General features: G+C 66.0%; 20 protein-coding genes. 8 read left to right on the forward strand and 12 right to left on the reverse strand.

Translation table 11 applies throughout. The features are described 5' to 3' along the window. Positions 1 to 24: 24 nt before the first annotated feature. Entirely contained in the window at positions 25 to 318 is a 294-nt protein-coding gene (locus EJC49_RS01645; protein WP_126697718.1) for a hypothetical protein, read from the forward strand. A 72-nt stretch (positions 319 to 390) separates the two neighbouring features. Here EJC49_RS01645 and hppD read toward each other — a convergent pair whose 3' ends face one another. Continuing rightward, a complete protein-coding gene (gene hppD / locus EJC49_RS01650; protein ID WP_126697719.1) occupies positions 391 to 1503 on the reverse strand; it encodes a 4-hydroxyphenylpyruvate dioxygenase in 1113 nt (370 codons plus the stop codon). A gap of 143 nt (positions 1504 to 1646) precedes the next feature. Here hppD and EJC49_RS01655 point away from each other — a divergent pair, with 143 nt between their 5' ends. The 4 genes from EJC49_RS01655 to EJC49_RS01670 all read left to right on the forward strand — a co-directional run bounded on the left by EJC49_RS01655 (position 1647) and on the right by EJC49_RS01670 (position 5469). Next, complete coding sequence (locus EJC49_RS01655) at positions 1647 to 2108, forward strand: Lrp/AsnC family transcriptional regulator (RefSeq protein ID WP_126697720.1); 462 nt, start codon at positions 1647 to 1649, stop codon at positions 2106 to 2108. A gap of 171 nt (positions 2109 to 2279) precedes the next feature. Beyond that, complete coding sequence (locus EJC49_RS01660) at positions 2280 to 3329, forward strand: TRAP transporter substrate-binding protein (RefSeq protein ID WP_210211735.1); 1050 nt, start codon at positions 2280 to 2282, stop codon at positions 3327 to 3329. Positions 3330 to 3619: 290 nt separating this feature from the next. After that, positions 3620 to 4150 (forward strand): TRAP transporter small permease, encoded by a 531-nt coding sequence (locus tag EJC49_RS01665; protein WP_126697722.1) that lies wholly within the window; start codon positions 3620 to 3622, stop codon positions 4148 to 4150. Then, entirely contained in the window at positions 4147 to 5469 is a 1323-nt protein-coding gene (locus EJC49_RS01670) for a TRAP transporter large permease (protein WP_126697723.1), read from the forward strand. Before EJC49_RS01665 ends, EJC49_RS01670 begins: the two co-directional genes overlap by 4 nt. A gap of 329 nt (positions 5470 to 5798) precedes the next feature. Here EJC49_RS01670 and EJC49_RS01675 read toward each other — a convergent pair whose 3' ends face one another. The 5 genes from EJC49_RS01675 to EJC49_RS01695 all read right to left on the reverse strand — a co-directional run bounded on the left by EJC49_RS01675 (position 5799) and on the right by EJC49_RS01695 (position 9869). Then, the gene (locus EJC49_RS01675) at positions 5799 to 7565 is read right to left on the reverse strand and encodes a SulP family inorganic anion transporter (protein ID WP_126697724.1); all 1767 of its coding nucleotides are present in this window, start codon (positions 7563 to 7565) and stop codon (positions 5799 to 5801) included. Between the two features lie 111 nt (positions 7566 to 7676). After that, a complete protein-coding gene (locus EJC49_RS01680; protein ID WP_126697725.1) occupies positions 7677 to 8012 on the reverse strand; it encodes a protein tyrosine phosphatase family protein in 336 nt (111 codons plus the stop codon). A 64-nt stretch (positions 8013 to 8076) separates the two neighbouring features. Further along, positions 8077 to 8973 carry an MBL fold metallo-hydrolase gene (locus tag EJC49_RS01685; protein ID WP_126697726.1) on the reverse strand — a complete coding sequence of 299 codons (897 nt, stop codon included), beginning with the start codon at positions 8971 to 8973 and terminating at the stop codon, positions 8077 to 8079. A 30-nt stretch (positions 8974 to 9003) separates the two neighbouring features. After that, complete coding sequence (locus EJC49_RS01690) at positions 9004 to 9441, reverse strand: DUF6691 family protein (protein WP_126697727.1); 438 nt, start codon at positions 9439 to 9441, stop codon at positions 9004 to 9006. 5 nt (positions 9442 to 9446) lie between these two features. Next, on the reverse strand, positions 9447 to 9869 hold the full coding sequence (locus EJC49_RS01695; RefSeq protein ID WP_126697728.1) for a YeeE/YedE family protein: 423 nt from the start codon (positions 9867 to 9869) through the stop codon (positions 9447 to 9449). Between the two features lie 91 nt (positions 9870 to 9960). On the opposite strand from EJC49_RS01695, the gene EJC49_RS01700 reads away from it, so the two are divergent. After that, positions 9961 to 10308, forward strand: coding sequence for an ArsR/SmtB family transcription factor (locus EJC49_RS01700; protein WP_126697729.1), 348 nt, complete (start codon positions 9961 to 9963; stop codon positions 10306 to 10308). A gap of 58 nt (positions 10309 to 10366) precedes the next feature. On the opposite strand, the gene EJC49_RS01705 is transcribed toward EJC49_RS01700, so the two are convergent. Continuing rightward, positions 10367 to 11521: an acyl-CoA dehydrogenase family protein gene (locus EJC49_RS01705; protein ID WP_126697730.1), complete on the reverse strand. Its 1155-nt coding sequence runs from the start codon at positions 11519 to 11521 to the stop codon at positions 10367 to 10369. Between the two features lie 115 nt (positions 11522 to 11636). On the opposite strand from EJC49_RS01705, the gene EJC49_RS01710 reads away from it, so the two are divergent. Then, entirely contained in the window at positions 11637 to 11885 is a 249-nt protein-coding gene (locus EJC49_RS01710; RefSeq protein ID WP_126697731.1) for a type II toxin-antitoxin system RelE family toxin, read from the forward strand. Between the two features lie 12 nt (positions 11886 to 11897). After that, positions 11898 to 12257 carry a helix-turn-helix transcriptional regulator gene (locus tag EJC49_RS01715; protein WP_126697732.1) on the forward strand — a complete coding sequence of 120 codons (360 nt, stop codon included), beginning with the start codon at positions 11898 to 11900 and terminating at the stop codon, positions 12255 to 12257. A gap of 23 nt (positions 12258 to 12280) precedes the next feature. Here EJC49_RS01715 and pimC read toward each other — a convergent pair whose 3' ends face one another. From pimC to pcaD, 5 genes are all read right to left on the reverse strand, one after another. Next, on the reverse strand, positions 12281 to 13483 hold the full coding sequence (gene pimC, locus EJC49_RS01720) for a pimeloyl-CoA dehydrogenase large subunit (RefSeq protein WP_126697733.1): 1203 nt from the start codon (positions 13481 to 13483) through the stop codon (positions 12281 to 12283). A 155-nt stretch (positions 13484 to 13638) separates the two neighbouring features. Then, positions 13639 to 14820 carry an acetyl-CoA C-acyltransferase gene (locus EJC49_RS01725; RefSeq protein ID WP_126697734.1) on the reverse strand — a complete coding sequence of 394 codons (1182 nt, stop codon included), beginning with the start codon at positions 14818 to 14820 and terminating at the stop codon, positions 13639 to 13641. Between the two features lie 11 nt (positions 14821 to 14831). Continuing rightward, positions 14832 to 16502, reverse strand: coding sequence for an AMP-binding protein (locus EJC49_RS01730; protein WP_126697735.1), 1671 nt, complete (start codon positions 16500 to 16502; stop codon positions 14832 to 14834). A 2-nt stretch (positions 16503 to 16504) separates the two neighbouring features. Further along, complete coding sequence (locus EJC49_RS01735; protein WP_126697736.1) at positions 16505 to 18607, reverse strand: 3-hydroxyacyl-CoA dehydrogenase NAD-binding domain-containing protein; 2103 nt, start codon at positions 18605 to 18607, stop codon at positions 16505 to 16507. 105 nt (positions 18608 to 18712) lie between these two features. Continuing rightward, a complete protein-coding gene (gene pcaD / locus EJC49_RS01740; RefSeq protein WP_126697737.1) occupies positions 18713 to 19510 on the reverse strand; it encodes a 3-oxoadipate enol-lactonase in 798 nt (265 codons plus the stop codon). Between the last annotated feature and the right edge of the window lie 215 nt (positions 19511 to 19725).

Consider the following 19725-nt stretch of genomic DNA (forward strand, 5'->3'; position numbering starts at 1 on the left):
TGATGCGCGGCATGGGAGGCGGCGATGGAAGTCGGGGCGTGGTTCTACATCTTTTCCGGTCTGTGGGCGGTGGGGATGATTACCGCACTCGTGGCGGCGATCCGCCTCAGCTACCGGATCGAGCAACGTTCCGATCGCCTGCGCAACAGGACCGGACTGCCGATGTATGCGGCCATGCCGTTCACCGTGACCAACTGGCGGGTGTCGCGCGACGCCGAGACTCAGGCGCTTCGCCGCCGCATGCTGAAATGGCTCGGCCTCAACCTCCTGGGCTTCGCGCTGTTCGGTGCAGTCGTCCTGTTTGCCCTTCCCGCCTGAGCCCTTGAGACCCGCAACGGAAAAGGGACCGGCGTTCCTCGCGCCGATCCCCCCTGTTTCCCCTTCGGGGTCTTATTCCGCCGCCTCGGCGCTGATGATGCCGCGCCGAATCTGGTCTTCCTCGATCGATTCGAACAAGGCGCGGAAATTGCCCTCGCCGAATCCTTCGTCGCCCTTGCGCTGGATGAACTCGAAGAAGATCGGGCCGATCACCGTCTTGGAGAAGATCTGCAGCAGGATCTTCGTCATCCCGCCGTTCACCACGCCCTCGCCGTCGATCAGGATGCCGTGGCTCTTCATCCGCTCGATGGGCTCCTCGTGTCCCTGCACGCGATCGTGCGAAAGGTCGTAATAGGCGTCCGGCGGCCCGGGCATGAACTTGAGGCCGTTGCCGGCCAGGCGGTCGGTGGCGTCGTAGATGCCGTCGGTGCCGACAGCGATGTGCTGGATGCCTTCGCCCTTGTACTTCTTGAGGTATTCCTCGATCTGGCTGGTGTCGTCCTTGGACTCGTTCAGCGGAATGCGGATCTTGCCGCAGGGCGAGGTGATGGCGCGGCTGACCAGGCCGGTGATGCGGCCGTCGATGTCGAAATAGTGGATCTGGGTGAAGCCGAAGAGCTCGCGGTAGAACGCCCACCACTTGTCCATGTTGCCGCGATAGACGTTGTGGGTCAGGTGGTCGAGGTAGTAGAAGCCGACGCCTTCAGGCTTCGGATCGCGCTCGCCCAGCCAGTCGAACTCGGCGTCGTAGGCCGAGCCCTTCGCGCCATAGCGCTCGACGAAGTAGAGCAGCGACCCGCCGATGCCAACGATGGCCGGCACGTCGAGCGCCTTGTCGTCGCCGGTGTAGGGCGTGGCGCCTTTCGAGACCGCGTGGTCGAACGCCTTGCGCGCATCCACCACCCGCCAGGCCATGGAGGGCGCGCAGGGCCCGTGCTCTTCCACGAAGCGCATCGCATGCGACCCCGGCTCGGCGTTGACGACGTAGTTGATGTCGCCCTGGCGCCAGACGGTCACGTCCTTCGTGCGATGCTTCGCCACCGCCACGTAGCCCATGCGCTGGAACAGTTCGGCGAGCTTGGCCGGTTCGGGATGCGCGAACTCGACGAACTCGAAGCCGTCGGTCCCGGCCGGATTCGTCGCGGTGATCGTGGCGGGCGGGGCATCGTGCGGGAACGGACCCATGGTCATCCTCCTTGGCTGCGATCGGACCAGAACCGAACAGCCCCCACGATAGCCCGAGCCGCATGCACGAGGGTTGCAAAGTGGGGGCCGCGATGCTTCTCTCGTGCACGAAACGTGCATGGGATGGAGGGTAGGCGCGCGCGATGAACGAGCTGGACGGATTCGATCGCAAGATCGCAGCGTTGCTTCAGGCCGACGCGCGGCTGACCAACGCCGACATCGGCGAGCGGGTGAACCTGTCGGCCTCCCAATGCTCGCGCCGGCGCCAGCGCCTCGAGGAGGAAGGCTACATCCGCGGCTATCGCGCCGTGCTCGATCGCGAGAAGATGGGGTTCCCGCTGGTCAACATCATCTCGGTCACGCTCGCCACCCACAACCGCGACAATGCGCGCCGCTTCGCCGATCTGCTGGCCCGGCTTCCCGAGGTCCAGGAGGCGCACGCCCTCACCGGCGAGATGGACTATGTCCTCAAGGTGGTGACGCCCGATCTGAAATCCCTGTCCGACTTCGTCAACGGCGTGTTGCTGCCGCATGAATCCGTGCAGCACGTCAAGACCGCCATCGTGCTCGAAACGCTGAAGGAGGGCGGCGGTCTGCCGGTCTGAAAAGCGGTTCCCGGGCCCGCCGGCACCCCCGCTCCGAGGCTTCAAAATGTTACGAACATTTTCGATCTGCCCGCTTTATTGTTACCTGTTTTCGGGTAAGCTGCGCTGGACCGCTTGCCGGTTATGGCCGATGCTCGCGCTTGCGAGTTCGTTCCGCAATGGGAGGTAGATTTGAAAGCATTCACTTGGAAGTCGCTGGCGCTCGCCAGCGCGGTCGCCGCTGCGTCCTGGGTCTCGACCGGCATCAGCCACGCTCAGGACGTCACGCTCAAACTGCACCAGTTCCTGCCCGCGCAGGCCAATGTCCCGAAGCTGGTGCTCGACGTCTGGGCCGACAAGGTCGAGGCCGATTCCGGCGGCCGCATCAAGGTCGAGCGCTATCCGTCCATGCAGCTCGGCGGCACGCCGCCCCAGCTGATCGACCAGGCGATCGACGGCACCGTCGACGTCGTCTGGACCGTCGTCGGCTACACGCCCGGCCGCTTCCCGCGCGTGGAGGTGTTCGAGCTGCCCTTCATGATGACCAATGCCGACGCCACTTCGCGCGCCTATTGGGATCTCTTCGAGAAAGAGATGAAGGACACCGATTTCAAGGACGTCCACATCGTCGGCACCTGGGTGCACGGACCCGGCGTCATCCACTCCAAGGTGCCGGTCAACACGCTGGACGACATGAAGGGCCTCAAGCTGCGCGCGCCGACGCGCATCATCACCGGCCTGCTCGGCGAGCTCGGCGCGACCGCGGTCGGCCTGCCGGTCCCCGCCGTCACGGAAGCCCTGTCGAAGGGAGTCATCGACGGGGCTGTGATCCCGTGGGAAGTGACGACCGCGCTCAAGGTGCCGGAACTGGTCAACAACCACACCGAGTTCGGCGGTGACCATGCGCTCTACACGACGGCCTTCGTGCTGGCCATGAACAAGGACCGTTACGAGAGCCTGCCCGACGATCTCAAGAAAGTGATCGACGACAATTCCGGCCAGGAATTTTCCGCTTTCGCCGGCAGCACGCAGGCCGGCGCCGACGGCCCGTCGCGCCAGATCGCCGTCGACCGCAACAACAACATCATCACCCTCGACGCCGACGAGGTCGCCCGCTGGCAGGAAGCCGCCCAGCCGGTCTACGCGAAGTGGGTCGAGGAGGTGAAGGCCAAGGGTGTCGACGGCCAGGCCTTGATCGACGAGGCGCGCGCGCTGATCGACAAGTACACCAAGGCGCAGTAGTCGCCGGATCGACGAGCCCGATCGGCGGGGCGGGCAGTGATGCCCGCCCCGTTTCATGAGGGCGGGCGAGGGGGCCTCGCCCTGCGGATGGACGGCGCCATCACTCGGTTCCGGCGACGACCGGTAATCGCACCGTCGCCCGCGATGGTCGTTGCGTGCCCATCGTCGCCGTGGCATTTAGCAGTTGCAGGGTCTGATTGTTATTCGCCATAACAAAGATCGGATCCGGACGCGCAGGCCCGCACCAGAGGCGGCCGCGCAGGTCCGACGATACGGGTGGGAGGTGCCACGTGGCCGTTTCGAGACTTGTTCATGCGCTGGCCCGCCTGATGGCGATCCTGGGAGGGATCGTCCTGGCGTTCCTGACGATCATGACCGTGCTGAGCATCACCGGGCGTGCCTTGATCCCGATCGGGTTCGGCCCGGTTCCGGGCGATTTCGAGCTGGTCGAGGCGGGCACGGCCTTTGCCGTCTTCGCCTTCCTCCCGTGGTGCCAGCTCAATCGCGGCCATGCGACCGTGGACCTCTTCACCAACTATCTGCCTGCCGCCGCAAACCGCTGGATCGACCTCGTGTCCGAGACGCTGATGACGATCATCTTCGTCGTCCTCGCCTGGCGCCTCTGGGTCGGCATGTCCGACAAGATGCGCTACGGCGAAACGACCTTCATCCTGCAGTACCCCGTCTGGTGGGGCTTCGCCGCGGCGATGGTGGGCGCCGTGGTCTGCGTCATCGTTTCCGTGTACATGACGGGCGTCCGCATTCAGGAGGTCCGCACGGGCCGGTCCAATGTCGCGCCGACGCATGGGGGCATGCATTGAGCAATCTCGAAATCGGGATCTGGTCCTTTCCGGTCCTCCTCCTCCTCATCTTCTTCCGGCTGCCCATCGGGCTGGCCATGCTCATGTGCGGCATCGTCGGAACCTGGCTCGTCACCGGCACCTGGAACCCGATCCTGGCGAAGCTGAAGGCCGAAACCTACTCGACCTTTTCCAGCCATTCGCTCTCCATCATCCCGCTGTTCCTGTTGATGGGACAGTTCGCGGGCCTCGGCGGCATGTCGCAATCGCTGTTCAAGGCCGCGAATGCGTGGCTCGGCCATCGCAAGGGCGGCGTCGCCATGTCGGCCGTCGGCGCCTGCGCCGGCTTCGGCGCCATCTGCGGCTCGTCGCTGGCAACGGCTGCGACGATGGCTCAGGTGGCCCTGCCGGAACTGCGTCGCTACGGCTATTCCGGTGCGCTGGCCACCGGCGCGCTGGCCGCGGGCGGAACGCTGGGCATCCTCATTCCGCCGTCGATCGTGCTGGTGATCTACGCCATCCTCGCCGAGCAGAACATCGCCAAGCTGTTCATGGCGGCCTTCGTGCCCGGCATCCTGGCGGCCATCGGCTACATGATCGCGATTTCCATCTACGTGCGGCTCTATCCCGAATCGGCCGGCGCCAGTCCGCGCCAGCCCTATGGCGAGCGCTTCAAGGCCCTTTTCGACGTCTGGCCCGTGCTGCTCGTGTTCATTGCCGTGGTCGGAGGCATCTACACGGGCACCTTCACGCCGACGGAAGCAGCGGCCATCGGCGCGGCCGGCACCGGCCTGATCGCGCTGGTGAATGGCGGTCTGACGCGCAAGACCTTCGTCGATTCCGTCCTTTCCACCGCGGTCGCCACGGCGATGATCTTCTTCATCGTCTTCGGGGCATCGATGTACAATGGATTTCTGGCGCTATCGCAGGTGCCGCAACAGGTTGCGGCTGCCATCGTCGATGGTGGCTTCAATCCGTGGATCGTCCTCGTCACCATCCTCCTGCTTTATCTGGTGCTCGGCTGCGTCATGGACTCCCTGTCGATGATTCTGCTGACGATCCCGATCTTCTTCCCCATCGTCTCGGCCCTCGACTACGGGCTCGGGCCCGAGGAATTCGCGATCTGGTTCGGCATCATCGTCCTGATCGTGGTGGAGGTGGGCCTGATCACGCCACCGGTGGGCATGAATCTCTTCGTCATCAATTCGATGGCGAAGGACACGCCGATCTCCGCCACCTATCGCGGCGTGACGCCCTTCGTCGTCACCGATCTGGTTCGCACCGTGATTCTGGTGCTGTTCCCGGCGATCTCGCTCTTCATGGTGCGCTGGCTCTACTAGCGCCTTTCCGGCGAAGCGGGGACCGTCGGCGCCGAGCCCCTGGGGTCGGTTCTGGCAAACCGACCGGGTTTCCGGTCGGCCGGGGCCACCGCCTCGGCTGGGCTTGGCCAATGCTCCCCGTCGACGCGCGCCAGCCTTCCCGTGGTCGCCTCGCCAAACGCGAAACAGAACGAACCGGATCGGGCGCGGCACGCTTTGGCGCAAGCGACCGTTCCGCCGGCAAGACGAATCCGCATCGACGAACGGAAAAGTCCGCGCTCCCGGGATGCGGCGCGGCCTGTTTTCGTCGTGATGCGGCGATGGTGGCGCCGGGAGATCGGATTTCGGCGCTACTGCGCGGCGAGCGGTGCTTCCCCCGCCGGACCGGTCTCCGACAATGCGCGCATGGCCATGTGATGCGACAGGAACACCTGCCCGGATAGATGCTTCAGGAAGTCGGTGCGCTCCAGCGCGTCCATCACCGGTCCCTTGACCTCCGACAGATGCAGCTTGACCCTCATGTCCGAGAGCCGGTGGTCGATCGCCTCCAGCGATTCCAGGGCGCTCATGTCGATCAGGTTGACCGCCGGGCAGGCCAGCACGACGTGGCGGATGTCGGGCTGCGTCGCCACGAGATCGTAGATGTAGTCCTCGAGGTAGCGCGCATTGGCGAAGTAGAGGCTTTCGTCGACCCGCAGCGAGACGATGCCCGGCCGCGTGATCACCTCGTGCCGTTTCACGTTGCGATAGTGCTCGGTGCCCGGCACTTGGCCCACGATCGCCATGTGCGGCTTGGACGTCCGGTAGAGATGGATCAGGATCGACAGCGCCACGCCCATCGACACGCCGATCTCGATCCCAAGCGAGAGCGTGGCGAGGATGGTGGCGGCGACCGCGATGAAGTCGGCCTTGGAGTAGGTCCATGCCTTGCGCAGGATTGACAGGTCGATCAGCGACAGCACCGCCACGATGATGGTGGCGGCCAGTGTCGCCTGCGGCAGGAAGGCGAGCAGCGGCGTCAGAAGCAGCGTGGCGATGGCAAGGCCGACCGCCGTGTAGGCGCCGGCCGCCGGCGTCTCCGCCCCGGCGTCATAGTTGACCACCGAGCGGGCAAAGCCGCCCGTCACCGGATAGCCGCCGGTGAAAGCGGCGGCCACGTTGGAGGCGCCGAGGCCGATCAGTTCCTGGTCCGGATCGATGCGCTGGCGCTTGCGCGCGGCCAGCGTCTGGGCGACCGAGACCGATTCGACGAAGCCGATCAGCGAGATCAGGGCGGCAGGCCCGATGAGGGCGAGCACCAGATCCGGCGCGAAGGAGGGAAGGGTGAGGGGCGGCAGCCCTTGCGGCACCGCGCCGACCAGCTTGACGCCGGCCGCGCCGAGATCGAGACCCCAGGCGGCGAGCGTGGTGACGGCAACGGCCGCGACAGGCCCTGCCTTGGCCACGATGTCCGCCAGTTTCGGTCGCAGCCCCATGCCGACCAGCAGGGGCTTCAGGCCCTTGCGAACCCAGAACAGGAAGACGGTCGAGCCGACGCCGATGGCGAGCGTGATTGGGTTGGTGTCGGCCAGGCCCGAGGCGAGCGAGACCAGCAGTTCCAAAAGGTTGTGGCCGTCGGCGCTGATGCCCAGGATGTGTTTCAACTGGCTCGCTGCGATGATGATGCCGGCGGCGGTGATGAAGCCGGACACGATCGGGTGCGACAGCAGATTGGCCAGGAAGCCGAGCCGGAAGACGCCCATCAGGATGAGGAAGATGCCGGAGAGGAAGGCCAGCGTGATGGCGGCGACGATGTAGCCGGCCGTGCCCTGCGCTGCGACGGAGCCGACGGCGGCTGCCGTCATCAACGAGATGACGGCGACCGGGCCGACCGCGAGCGCGCGGCTGGTGCCGAAGATCGCATAGGCGACCAGGGGCAGGATGGAGGCATAGAGCCCCATCTCCGGCGGCAGTCCCGCCAGGAGCGCATAGGCCAGCGACTGCGGGATCAGCATGATGGTGACGATGATCGCCGCCACCAGATCGTTCGTCAGCGCGTCGCGGTCGTAGGTGCGTCCCCATTCCAGAATGGGGAAGTAGCGCCTCCAGCCCAGCTTCGCGGTCCCGTTGGTCGGCATCGTTCTTTCCTTTCCGGAAAAAGGCTTCGCCGCCGCGAGCCTTCGGGAGGCCCGCGCCGGGTGGTCGACAAGGCTGTTCGGATCGAGGTCGGCGGCGCAGGCCGCGCGGCCTCAGCCGTTCATCTGCTGCACGAGTCCGTAGAGGTTCATGCAGCGTCCGCCGGTCCGGCAATAGGCCAGCACCGGCGTCGGCAGCGCCTTCAGCGCGGTTGCCATGTCGCGGACGTTGTCGTCGCTGATGGCCCCGGACACGACCGGGATGAAGCGGAATTCGAGCCCGGCCGCCTTCGCCGCCTCCTCGACCCGGTCATGCGGCACCGCGCCGTCCTCGGAGTCCGGACGGTTGCAGACGATGCTCTTGAACCCGGCCCGGGCGATGTCCGGAACGTGTTCGGCCATGATCTGCGGCGCCACGGCGATGTCGTCGTTGATCCTGCGGATTTCCATGCAGTTGCGTCCTTGCAAAGGGCGCGGGACGCGACGATCGCCCGCCCGCGCGATGGTGGTGGTTTCAGAGGCCGTTGACCGGAACCTTCAGGAAGGTTTTGCCGCTTTCGTCGCGGGGGGGCAAGCGGCCCGCGCGCATGTTGACCTGCAGCGAGGGGATGATCAGCTTCGGCATGGCGAGCGTGGCGTCGCGCTCCTCGCGCATCCTGACGAACTCGTCCTCCGTCACCCCGTCGCGGACGTGGATGTTGTGCTCGCGCTCCTCGGCAACCGTCGTCTCCCACTTGATGTCGCGGCCGTTCGGGCCGTAGTCGTGGCAGATGAAGACCCGCGTCTCGGGCGGAAGCGCAAGCACCCGCTTGATGGACCGGTAGAGTACGCGGGCGTCGCCGCCGGGGAAGTCGGCGCGGGCCGATCCGCCGTCGGGCATGAACAGCGTGTCGCCGACGAAGGCCGCGTTGCCGATCACGTGCGTCATGCAGGCCGGCGTGTGGCCGGGCGTGTGCATGGCGTGAGCCGTCATGCCGCCGATCGTGTAGCTGTCGCCGTCCTTGAACAGCCGGTCGAACTGCGAGCCGTCGCGCTGGAACTCGGTGCCCTCGTTGAAGATCTTGCCGAAGGTGTCCTGGACGATGGTGATGTTCTCGCCGATGCCGAGCTTGCCGCCGAGCTTCTGCTGGATGTAGGGGGCGGCGGAGAGATGGTCGGCGTGGACATGGGTCTCGATGATCCACTCGACCTTCAGGCCGTTCTTCTCGACATGCGCGATGATCGCGTCGGCATGGTCATAGGTGATGCGGCCCGCCGCGTAGTCGATGTCCATGACCGAATCGACGATGGCGCAGGCGTTGGATGCCGGGTCCTTGACGACGTAGGACACCGTGTTGGTCGCGTCGTCGAAGAAGGCCGTGACGTCCGGCTTCACCGAAATGTCGGGCGTGAAGGGGAGGGTGGAAGTCATCGATTCGTCTCCTTGCTGCTCGTTTGCTGGTCAGGCCGGCGCGGCTTGCGCGGTCCGGGCCTTGAGGATGCGCGCCACCACGATGCCGGCCATCATGGCGGCGATGAAGATGAAGGTCTCCGCATAGCCGAGACCGAGGGCGGGAATGGCGCCGCCGGGGCAGAAGCCGGAAATGCCCCAGCCGATGCCGAAGACGGCCGAGCCGCCGATGAGTTCGGCATCGATGCGCCGCGACGTCGGCAGCTGATAGCCGGCCTCGAAGACGGGCTTTTCCCGCGCGCCGAAGAGGAGGCGGTAGCCGATCGCCGCGGTCGCCAGCGCGCCGCCCATGACGAACAGCAGGCTTGGATCCCAGGTGCCGGCGACGTCGAAGAAGTTCAGCACCTTGGCCGGGTTGGCCATGCCGGAGATGGCGATGCCGATGCCGAAGACGGCGCCGATCGCGAAGGCGGAGAGGATCTTGTTCATCGCGGTCAGGCCCCGATCACGTGGCGGATGACGAAGACGGTGGCGATGGCGAACGCCATGAAGACCAGCGTCGCGACGATCGAGCGCGGCGACAGGCGCGCCATGCCGCAGACGCCATGGCCGCTGGTGCAGCCCGACCCGTAGGTCACGCCGATGCCGACGATGACGCCGCCGACGGCGAGCGCCGGCATCGACACCGGCACCGCGAACTCGATGCTGTTGCCGCTGGCGATGTAGGCCAGCGGCCCGATCACGGCGCCCGCTAGGAAGGCGGCGCGCCAGGCCCAGTCGGCGGGCAGCGGCGGGATGATGCCGGCCAGGATGGCCGTCATGCCGGCGATGCGGCCGTGTAAGGCCATCAGCAGCACGGCCGAAAGGCCGATGAGGATGCCGCCGGCCAGCGACAGCCAGGGTGTAAATTCGGTCATTCGATGCCCCTGTGCGTTTCGGCTATGGTTGCCAAATTCGGACAATGCACTACATATGACAACATAATCATGTGTTCAAGGGATCGGTCGGATGAAAATGGACATCGCACAGCTCGACGCCTCGGCGGAACAGGCGGCCGAATTGCTGTCGGCTCTCGCCAACAAGAACCGGCTGATGATCCTGTGCAACCTGCTCAACCAGGAAATGGCCGTGCAGCCGCTCGCGGACGCGGTGGGGATGTCGCAGTCGGCGCTGTCGCAGCAGCTTGCCAAGCTCAGGCTGGCGCGGCTCGTCAGCACGCGTCGGCAGGGCAAGGAGATCTACTACCGCGTCGCCTCGAGCGAAGTGGAGGAGATCCTGCAGACGCTTTACGGGCTGTACTGCCGGCCGGCCGCGCCCGACGTCGCCAGCCGCGCGGTCGCCGCGCTCGACGCCTGAGCCTTGCCTGCGGCGCGCCGGGCCAAGGCGCGCCGGAGGTCGTCGCCTGTCTCCGCGATCAGGCGGCCGACGCGAACAGCCCGCCCGCCCGCGCGAGTTCGCGCAGATGGTGGTCGGCATTGCCGAACGCCACGTCGATCATGGTCATGCGCTTGAAATAGTGGCCGACGGCATATTCCATGGTCATGCCGACGCCACCATGGATCTGGATGGCGTTTTCGCCGACGATCCGGCCGCCGCGCCCGATCTCGGCTTTCGCCGCGTGCATGGCGCGGGCGCGTTCGTCGGCATCGTCGCTGTCGGCCATCATGGTGGCGTAGAGCGTGATCGACCGCGCCTGCTCGATGGCGACATACATGTCCACGGCACCATGCTGCAGCACCTGGAACGAACCGATCGGCACGCCGAACTGCTTGCGCACCTTCATGTAGTCGACCGTGAGCGTGTGCATGGCGCTCATGACGCCGACCGCTTCGGCGGCAAGCGCCGCGATTGCCTGGTCGACGACGCGGCGGGCGAGCGGCAGTCCGTTCTCCGGGTCGCCGATGACGGCTCCGGCCGGAACGCGCACCTTGTCGAGGGTGAGCTCGGCGGCGCGCAAACCATCCTGCGTGGCATAGCTCCGGCGCGAGACGCCCTCGGCGCCGGCATCGACCAGGAAGATCCCGACGCCGCGCTCGTCCGTCATGCCGCCCGCGGTGCGTGCGGTGACGAAGATCCTGTCGGCGCAGTCGCCATGCTGGACCACGCTTTTTGCGCCGGACAGAACCCAGCCGTCGCCGTCCTTGGTCGCGGTCGTGTTCACATGGGCGAGGTCGAAGCGCGAATGACGCTCGGTGTGGCCGAAGGCGAGCTTGAGCGAACCGTCGGCCACCTGCGGGATCAGGTCGGCTTTCTGCGCCGCCGAGCCCCCCAGCCGCAGGAAGCCGCCGCCGAGAACGACCGTGGCGAAGTAAGGTTCGAGCGCCAGCGCCTTGCCGAGCGATTCCATGACGATCATGGTCTCGACTGCGCCGCCGCCAATGCCGCCGTCCGCTTCGGCGAAGGGCAGGGCCATCAGGCCCATCTCGGCCATCTGGCGCCAGATGTCGGCGCTCCAGCCCTCGGGCGTCGCCATGAACCGCTTGCGCGCCTCGAAGCCATAGGCGTCGGCCAGAAGCCGGTCGAGCGAGTCCTTGAGCATCGACTGTTCTTCGGAAAGGTCAAAGTCCATCGGATGACTCCTGTGTCCTTGGGTTGGCAGCTGCGCCGACGCGTTCACGTGGGACCGAAATCGCACTTCGAACAAAGCCACTTGATGAAAAATCGCAATATGCGATATTTGCCTTATGACGACGGTCGTGATCCTTCCGGCTGCTGCGAAGTCGCTGCGGAAACACCGGGCGGACGCCGAACGGATCCTGTCCAAGATCGAGGCCTATGCGGCCGATCCGGCCGCGATGGCGAACAACGTGAAAGCCTTGACCGACGGCGGTGGCCTCAGGCTTCGGGTCGGAGACTTCAGGGTCATTTTCGAAGATACGGCGACCGAAATCATCGTGACGAAGATCGGCCCGCGTGGCTCCATCTATGAATGACGGAGGGCAATCGTGAACGTCAGGTTTGTCACCACGCCGGAAGGCGAGGAAATGGCGGTTCTTCCCCGCGCGGAATTCGAGGCGCTGACGGCGGCGGTGGATCACGCTAAGGCCGTTGCCGACTATCGCGCCGGACGCCTCCCAGGGCTCACTCCGGACGAAGCGCGCCAACTCGTCGTCGCCGTCTCGCCGCTCTGGTTCTGGCGCAAGCATCGTCGCTTGACCCAATCTGCGCTGGCGGCTCAGGCATCCATCGCGCAGAACTACCTTTCGGACATCGAGAACGGCAAGCGGGTAGGCTCCGTCGAGTTGTGGCTGAGGTTGAGCCGGATTCTCGACGTCCCCGTCGACGCGCTGGTCGACGAGGCCTAGCCGGCGAGGGGGCGCCGACGCCATCACAGCCCCAGCACCGCCTTGGCGATGATGTTCTTCTGGATTTCGTTCGAGCCGCCGTAGATCGAGACCTTGCGGTTGTTGAAGTAGTTCGGCGCGGCCACGGGCGCGTAGCTCGGCACCTCGGACGGTTCGTTCCAGCGGTCGTCGTGCTCCGGGAAGTAAGGCGCGGCATAGGGGCCCATCACCTCCAGCAGCAGATGCGTGGTGGCCTGCTGGATTTCCGAGCCCTTGATCTTGAGGATCGACGAGGCCGGGTCGGGCTTGCCGGTGTTGCCGCGCTTGGCGTCGGCGGCGACGACGCGAAGCTGCGTCATTTCGAGCGCTTTCAGGTCGATCTCGATCGCCGTCAGCTTCTCGCGGAAGCGCTCGTCCTCGATCAGCGGTCGCCCGCCCGACATTTCCAGCGCGGCGAGTTGGCGGATGCGGGCGACGCGCTGCTTCGAAACCCCGATGCGGGCGATGTTGGTCCGTTCGTTGCCGAGCAGGAACTTGGCGTAGTCCCAGCCCTTGTTTTCCTCTCCGACGAGGTTTTCCACCGGCACGCGAACGTCGGTCAGGAACACCTCGTTGATCTCGCGACCGCCGTCGATGGTCACGATCGGGCGTACCTCGATGCCGGGCGTCTTCATGTCGATCAGCAGGAAGGAGATGCCTTCCTGCTTCTTGGCGGTCGTGTCGGTGCGCACGAGGCAGAAGATCCAGTCGGCATATTGCGCCAGCGTGGTCCAGGTCTTCTGGCCGTTGACCACGTAGTGGTCGCCGTCACGCACCACGCGGGTCTTGAGCGAGGCGAGATCGGAACCGGATCCCGGTTCGGAAAAGCCCTGGCACCACCAGTCGTCGAGGTTGGCGATGCGCGGCAGGAACCGCTTCTTCTGCGCCTCGTTGCCGAAGGTGTAGATAACGGGGCCAACCATGTTGACGCCGAAGGCGAGCGGCTGCGGTGCGGGATATTTCTGCATCTCTTCGAGAAAGATGTACTGCTTCATCGGCCCCCAGCCGGTGCCCCCATGCTCCTCCGGCCAGTGCGGCACACCCCAGCCATGGGCGTTGAGGATCTTCGTCCAGCGCACGAAGTCGGGCTTGTCCAGGTGTTCGCCGTCGATCATCTTCTCGCGGATGTCGTCGGGCAGGTTGTCGCGAAAGAAGGCGCGAACCTCCTCGCGAAAGGCGTTTTCCTCGTCGGTGAAGCGAAGGTCCATGGTTCATCCTCCTGTTCCTTCTCCCCGCTCGCGAGAAGAAGGTGGGCCCTGGGGCCGGATGAGGGGCTTGTCTGGCATTGCCGGCGGAGAGCTGCCCCTCTTCTGCCTGCCGGCATCTTCTCCCCTCGCTCGGGGAGAAGAATGCGGTTCCGGTCCTAGTTGATCTCCAGCAGTCCCGCCGCGCCCATGCCGCCGCCGACGCACATGGTCACGACGGCGTAGCGCACGCCGCGTCGCTTGCCCTCGATCAGCGCGTGGCCGGCCAGCCGCGAGCCGGACATGCCATAGGGGTGGCCGACCGCGATGGCGCCGCCATTGACGTTGAGCTTGTCGGGATCGATGCCGAGCCGGTCGCGGCAATAAAGCACCTGCACCGCGAAAGCCTCGTTCAGTTCCCACAAGCCGATGTCGTCGACCGTGAGGCTGTGGCGTTCGAGCAGCCGCGGCACGGCGAAGACGGGGCCGATGCCCATCTCGTCGGGCTCGCAGCCGGCGACGTTGAAGCCGCGGAAGATGCCGAGCGGCGTGAGGCCGCGCCGCTCCGCTTCCTTGGCTTCCATCATGACGCAGGCCGAGGCGCCATCGGAGAGCTGGCTGGCGTTGCCGGCGGTGATGGTGCCGCCTTCCCGGACCGGCTTCAGGCCGGCGAGGCCTTCGGCGGTCGTTTCCGGACGCGGTCCCTCGTCGTGGGACAGGGTCATTTCCTTATGGCTGATCGCCTTGGTCTCCTTGTCGACCACCGCCATGCGCACCAGGATCGGGGCGATCTCGGCATCGAAGCGGCCGGCCTCCCGCGCCGCGGCGACGCGCCTTTGCGATTCCAGTCCATAGGCGTCCTGCGCCTCGCGCGAAATGCCGTAGCGGGCCGCGACGTTCTCGGCCGTGTCGATCATCGGCAGGTAGACGTCGGCCGCTGGTCCCGTCAGTGACTTGTCGAGAAGGTGGAACGTGTTGCGATGGTCGTTCTGGACCAGGCTGATCGATTCCAGGCCGCCCGCGATGCCGGCCTTGACGCCGTCGTTGCGGATCGCGTTCGCCAGCAGCGCCATCGACTGCAGGCCGGACGAGCACTGGCGGTCGATCGTCGTGCCGCCCACGGTGATGGGAAGGCCGGCCGACAGCAGGGCGCGGCGCGCCACGTTCAGTCCGGTGGTGCCTTCCTGCATGGCACAGCCCATGATCACGTCCTCGATCTCGCCGCCTTCGAGCCCGGAGCGGGCGAGGGCGTGGCTGATGGCGTGGCCGCCGAGCGCATGCCCCTCGGTATCGTTGAAGGCGCCGCGATAGGCTTTTCCGATCGGCGTGCGGGCGGTGGATACGATGACGGCCTCGGCCATGGTTTTTCTCCCTACGACGCGCGAGCGACGGTGCGCCGCTCGGCTTCTTCCTGTTTCAGTTCGAGTTTCGACAGTTTTCCGACCGACGTGCGCGGCAGCCCGTCGCGGATTTCCAGCGCGGCCGGTATCTCGTGCGGCCCGAGCCGATCCTTGAGAAAGGCACGCAGTTCGTCCAGCGACAGGCCCGCCGCGCCGGCGCGCAGCTTGACGAAGGCCTTTGCGGCCTCGCCGCGATAATCGTCAGGAATTCCGATCACGAGCACTTCCTCCACGTTCGGGTGCTCGTAGATCATCTGCTCGATCAGCTGCGGATAGACGTTGAAGCCACCCGACAGGATCATGTCCTTCCTGCGATCGACGATGGTGAAGAAGCCTTCGGCATCCATGAAGCCGATGTCGCCGGTGAGGAACCCGCCATTCGAGAACGCCCGCGCATTTTCGGCCGGCTGATTCAGGTAGCCGGCGGTCACGTTCGGACCGAAGACGCGAAGCTCTCCGATCTCGCCCTGCGGGAGCACAAGCGAGGTGTCGTCCAGCGCGACGACGTCGAGATGGATGCCCGGCAGCGGGATGCCGATGGTGCCGACCTTGTCGGGCCGTGTCGGCGGGATGTTGGTGCCGGCTGGCGACGTCTCGGTCATGCCCCAGCCGCCCAGCAGGTCGTGGCCGGTGATGGTCTTCAGCCGCCGAGCGGTCTCCACCGGCAGCGGCGCGCCGCCGGACGCGCAATAGCGCAACGACGTGAAATCTCGCCCTTCGACGCCCGGCACGGCCGAGATCGCGATCCACATGGTCGGCACGCCGGGGAAGCTCGTTGCGCCGGCCTCGATCTCCCGCAGCGCCGTTTCCGGGTCGAACCGGGTGTGGATGACCATCGTCTGGCCGGCGCGCACGCAGCGCAGCATCACCGCCGACAGCGAGTAGATGTGGAACAGCGGCAGGAACAGCAGAACGCGCTCCTCGCCCCGGCGCATCAGCCCCCAGGCATCGAACCAGAGATCGTAGCTCTCTACGGCGGTCGACAGGTTGCGGTGAGTGAGCATCGCGCCCTTCGGCATGCCGGTCGTGCCGCCGGTGTACTGCAGCAGCGCCAGGTCGTCGAGCGCCACATCGGGCAGGTCGTCGCGCTGCCTCGGTGAATCCAGAAAATCCGCGAAGGTGTTGAAATCGCAATCCTTCGGCATCGGGCCGGTCAGCGGGGAGGGGCCGAAGGCCTCGTCTTGCGCCACGACCAGCCGGTCCACCAGACCAGCCCCCGACAGGTCGACCGCGCGGGTCGCCAGGTCGCCGATGTTGGTGGTCACGAGCAGGCGCGCGCCGCTGTCGGCGAGCTTGTGGCGGATCACCGCGCCGCCGTCGAGCGGGGACAGATGGACGACGGTCCCGCCGGCCTTGAGCACGCCGAAGAAGGCCACGAGGTGATGGATCGTGTTGGGAAACAGCAGCGCCACGCGCGTTCCCGATCGCACGCCAGCGCTCTGGAAGGCGCGGCCGGCGCGGTCGACCTGCAACGCCAGTTCGGCAAACGTCACGGTCGCGCCGCGAAACACCGCCGCCGTCCTGTCGGGCCACTGCCCTGCCGCCTCGTCGACGATCGCATGCACGGGAAAACCGGCAAGCGTCACGTCGGGTGAGAGCCCGGCCGGGTAGGAGGCGCGCCAGGGAGCGGCGGCGAGGTCCATCGTCAGGCGACCTTCCCCGTGCTCGACGCATGGCGGAAGCTGCCGGCTTCTGCCGCGCGCCTCATCAGCGCGGAAGGGTCGAACACGTCCTTTCCGGTCTTACCGTGCCAGTATTCCAGCCGTTCGACGATCTTGCCCAGGCCTTCGAGCTCGGCCCAGAACATCGGCCCGCCCTTGCCGATCGGGAAGCCGTAGCCATTGGTCCAGACGATGTCGATGTCGGAGGCGCGGGCGGCAATGCCTTCCTCCAGCACCTTGGCGCCTTCGTTGATCATCGGGTACATCGTGCGTTCGGCGATCTCCTCCGCCGAGATGTCGCGGCGGTTGACGCCGTTCTCGCGCGCCTTCGCCTCGATCAGCGCCTCCACCTCCGGGTCGGACTTCGGCGCCCGCGAGCCGGCCTCGTAGAGGTAGAAGCCCTTGCCGGTCTTCTGGCCGAAGCGGCCCTGTTCGCAGAGCGCGTCGGCGACCGCCGCCGTCTTGCCGAGCGATTTGCGATTGCGCCAGCCGATGTCGAGGCCGGCGAGGTCGCCCATGGCGAAGGGACCCATCGGCCAGCCGAAATCGGTGAACACCTTGTCGACCTGCGCCGGCGTCGCGCCTTCCAGCAGCAGGTCCTCCAGTTCGGCCGAGCGGGAGGCCAGCATGCGGTTGCCGACGAAGCCGTGGCAGACGCCCACGACCACCGGCACCTTGCCGATGCGCCGCGCGACGTCGAGCGCGGTGGCGATCACGTCGGGCGCGGTCTTGGCGCCGCGCACGATCTCGAGCAGTTTCATGACGTTGGCCGGCGAAAAGAAGTGCAGGCCGAGCACGTCGGCCGGGCGCGAGGTGGACGCCGCGATCTCGTCGACGTCGAGATAGGAGGTGTTCGACGCCAGAATCGCGCCGAGGTTGGACACGGTGTCCAGCTTGCCGAACACCTCCTTCTTGACCCCCATCTCCTCGAAGACGGCTTCGACGATCAAATCACAGTCGGCCAGATCGGCATAGTTCGTCGTGCCGGAGAGCAGGCCCATGCGCTTGGTCTTCGCGTCCTCGCTCATGGAGCCGCGCTGCACGGAAATCGCGTAGTTCTTCTCCATGTTGTGGATGCCGCGCTCGAGCGCCTCCTTCGACATTTCCAGGATAGTGACCGGAATGCCGCCATTGAGAAAGGACATGGCGATGCCGCCGCCCATGGTGCCGGCGCCGATGACGCCGACCCGTTTCACGGCACGCGGCTTCACGTCGGGCCCGATGCCCTGGACCTTGGCCGCTTCGCGCTGGGCGAAGAACAGATGCCGCTGCGCTTTCGACTGGTCGCCATCGACCAGTTCGACGAAGTACTTTCGTTCGGTGACCAGCGCCTCGTCGAACGGCATGGTCAGCGCATTGCGTACCGCGTCGGCGCAGCGCTTCGGCGCGTCGAGCCCCTTTGCCTTCTTGAGAACCTCGGCGATCTGGCTGTCAAAGCCGGCGAGGTCGTTGCGCGCGGCTGCCAATTTTTTCTCGCGGTCGCGGACCGCAACCAGCGGCTTGCCGGCCGATATTCCCTCGCGGGCGAATGTGATCGCGTTGGCGACGAGATCATCGTCGTAGACGGCATCGACTAGGCCATCGGCGAGCGCGGCCTCGGCGCCAATCGGGTTGCCCGAGACGATGGCCGATAGTGCCTTCTCCGGGCCTATCAGGCGCGGCAGGCGCACCGTGCCGCCCGCGCCGGGGAGAAGGCCGAGCTTGACCTCCGGCAGGCCGAATTGGGCGCGGCCGTCGGCGACGCGGAAATGGCAGCCCATGGCGAGTTCGAGCCCGCCGCCGAAGGCGGTGCCGTGGATGGCCGCCACGGTCGGCTTGGCGAACGTCTCCAGCGTGACGATCAGTTCGCGCAGGTTGGGCGAAGCGGTGGCCTTTGGCGTGTTGAACTCGGTTATATCAGCGCCGGCGATGAAGGTGCGGCCCGCGCAGTGGATGACCACGGCCGCCACCGAGGCGTCGTCGCGCAGGTCGCGGAGCGCGGCGTCGAGGGGCTCGCGCAGGTGGTGAGACAGCGAATTGACGGGCGGGTTGTCGAGCGTGACGACGGCAATGTCGCCCTCGCGGCGGACGGTCACGTACTGGGACATCGAATACACTCCGGAATGGCGGTCTTGGTCTTGGTCAGGGAGGGCGGACGTTCGTCTTGGGGGATGTTTGCTGCCCATCGCTATCGTGGCGGCGGATGCGATTGCTTAGGTCGCGAACCGCGTTTCCCGCAGAAAATTATGCAGAAGGTTCGCCACGGCCTGCGGCTGCTCGATGCATGGCAGGTGTCCGGCATCCGGAATGATGCGGAACTGCGCGCCGCGGATCAGGTCGGCGGTGGAGCGAACGAGATCCGGCGGGGTGGAGCCGTCCTGATCGCCGACGATGGCGAGCACGGGCAGCGTGAGGGTCTTCGTCTGCTCGGTGTAGTCGGTGTCGCGCAGCGCTGCGCAGGTGCCGGCATAGCCGTCGACGGTCGTACGCGTCAGCATCGCCGTGTAACCGACGAAATCAGCATTGTCGGGCGAGCGATAGGCCGGCGTGAACCAGCGCACCATGATGGCGTCTGCAAGCGATGCAATGCCGTTCGCGGTGACGCCGTCGATTCGCTGGTTCCACATCTCGGCCGTGCCGATCTTGTGAGCCGTGTCCATCAGCACCATCGCCTTCACGAGGTCGGGCCGCCGGGAGGCCAGTCCTTGGGCGATGACGCCGCCGACCGACAATCCGATGACGGCGCAAGCCTTTACGCCAAGATGATCGAGAAGCGATTCAAGGTCGCCGACGTGGTCGTCCATCGCATAGGGGGCCGGCGTCGCCTCCGAGAGGCCATGACCGCGCTTGTCGTAGCGGACGAACCGGAAGCTGTCGCCGAGCAGCGCCACGACGGCGTCCCAGATGCGGAAATCGGTGCCGAGCGAATTGGCGAAGACCAGCGCAGGACGCGATGCATCGCCGCGATCCTCATAGTGCAATACGACACCGTTGACGCGAGCGAACGCCATGCCATGTCCTCCCTGACGAGGCGCATACTACCCGGTATGTTGCGGAGCGCAAGGGCGTTCGGGACCTATGGCCTCGACGTGCCCACACATCGGTCAACAAGACGTAGCTGTTGTCAGGCCGACTGAAGTCTTCGCGTGCGTGATGATGCTCGCCTAGGGGAATCGCATTTGAGAAATAGGACTGGCGTGGAGGTTTGATCTGGATTCTTTGGATG

Origin of the sequence: Aquibium carbonis, from assembly GCF_003970795.1 — a bacterium.
Classification (GTDB): Bacteria; Pseudomonadota; Alphaproteobacteria; order Rhizobiales; family Rhizobiaceae; genus Aquibium; species Aquibium carbonis.

Excerpts from the sequence above, each read along its gene's own strand:
- EJC49_RS01645 (WP_126697718.1), top strand. The coding sequence starts at position 25 with ATGGAAGTCGGGGCGTGGTTCTACATCTTTTCCGGTCTGTGGGCGGTG.
- hppD (WP_126697719.1), bottom strand. The coding sequence starts at position 1,503 with ATGGGTCCGTTCCCGCACGATGCCCCGCCCGCCACGATCACCGCGACG.
- EJC49_RS01655 (WP_126697720.1), top strand. The coding sequence starts at position 1,647 with ATGAACGAGCTGGACGGATTCGATCGCAAGATCGCAGCGTTGCTTCAG.
- EJC49_RS01675 (WP_126697724.1), bottom strand. The coding sequence starts at position 7,565 with ATGCCGACCAACGGGACCGCGAAGCTGGGCTGGAGGCGCTACTTCCCC.
- EJC49_RS01680 (WP_126697725.1), bottom strand. The coding sequence starts at position 8,012 with ATGGAAATCCGCAGGATCAACGACGACATCGCCGTGGCGCCGCAGATC.
- EJC49_RS01685 (WP_126697726.1), bottom strand. The coding sequence starts at position 8,973 with ATGACTTCCACCCTCCCCTTCACGCCCGACATTTCGGTGAAGCCGGAC.
- EJC49_RS01690 (WP_126697727.1), bottom strand. The coding sequence starts at position 9,441 with ATGAACAAGATCCTCTCCGCCTTCGCGATCGGCGCCGTCTTCGGCATC.
- EJC49_RS01695 (WP_126697728.1), bottom strand. The coding sequence starts at position 9,869 with ATGACCGAATTTACACCCTGGCTGTCGCTGGCCGGCGGCATCCTCATC.
- EJC49_RS01700 (WP_126697729.1), top strand. The coding sequence starts at position 9,961 with ATGAAAATGGACATCGCACAGCTCGACGCCTCGGCGGAACAGGCGGCC.
- EJC49_RS01705 (WP_126697730.1), bottom strand. The coding sequence starts at position 11,521 with ATGGACTTTGACCTTTCCGAAGAACAGTCGATGCTCAAGGACTCGCTC.
- EJC49_RS01710 (WP_126697731.1), top strand. The coding sequence starts at position 11,637 with ATGACGACGGTCGTGATCCTTCCGGCTGCTGCGAAGTCGCTGCGGAAA.
- pimC (WP_126697733.1), bottom strand. The coding sequence starts at position 13,483 with ATGGACCTTCGCTTCACCGACGAGGAAAACGCCTTTCGCGAGGAGGTT.
- EJC49_RS01725 (WP_126697734.1), bottom strand. The coding sequence starts at position 14,820 with ATGGCCGAGGCCGTCATCGTATCCACCGCCCGCACGCCGATCGGAAAA.
- EJC49_RS01730 (WP_126697735.1), bottom strand. The coding sequence starts at position 16,502 with ATGGACCTCGCCGCCGCTCCCTGGCGCGCCTCCTACCCGGCCGGGCTC.
- EJC49_RS01735 (WP_126697736.1), bottom strand. The coding sequence starts at position 18,607 with ATGTCCCAGTACGTGACCGTCCGCCGCGAGGGCGACATTGCCGTCGTC.
- pcaD (WP_126697737.1), bottom strand. The coding sequence starts at position 19,510 with ATGGCGTTCGCTCGCGTCAACGGTGTCGTATTGCACTATGAGGATCGC.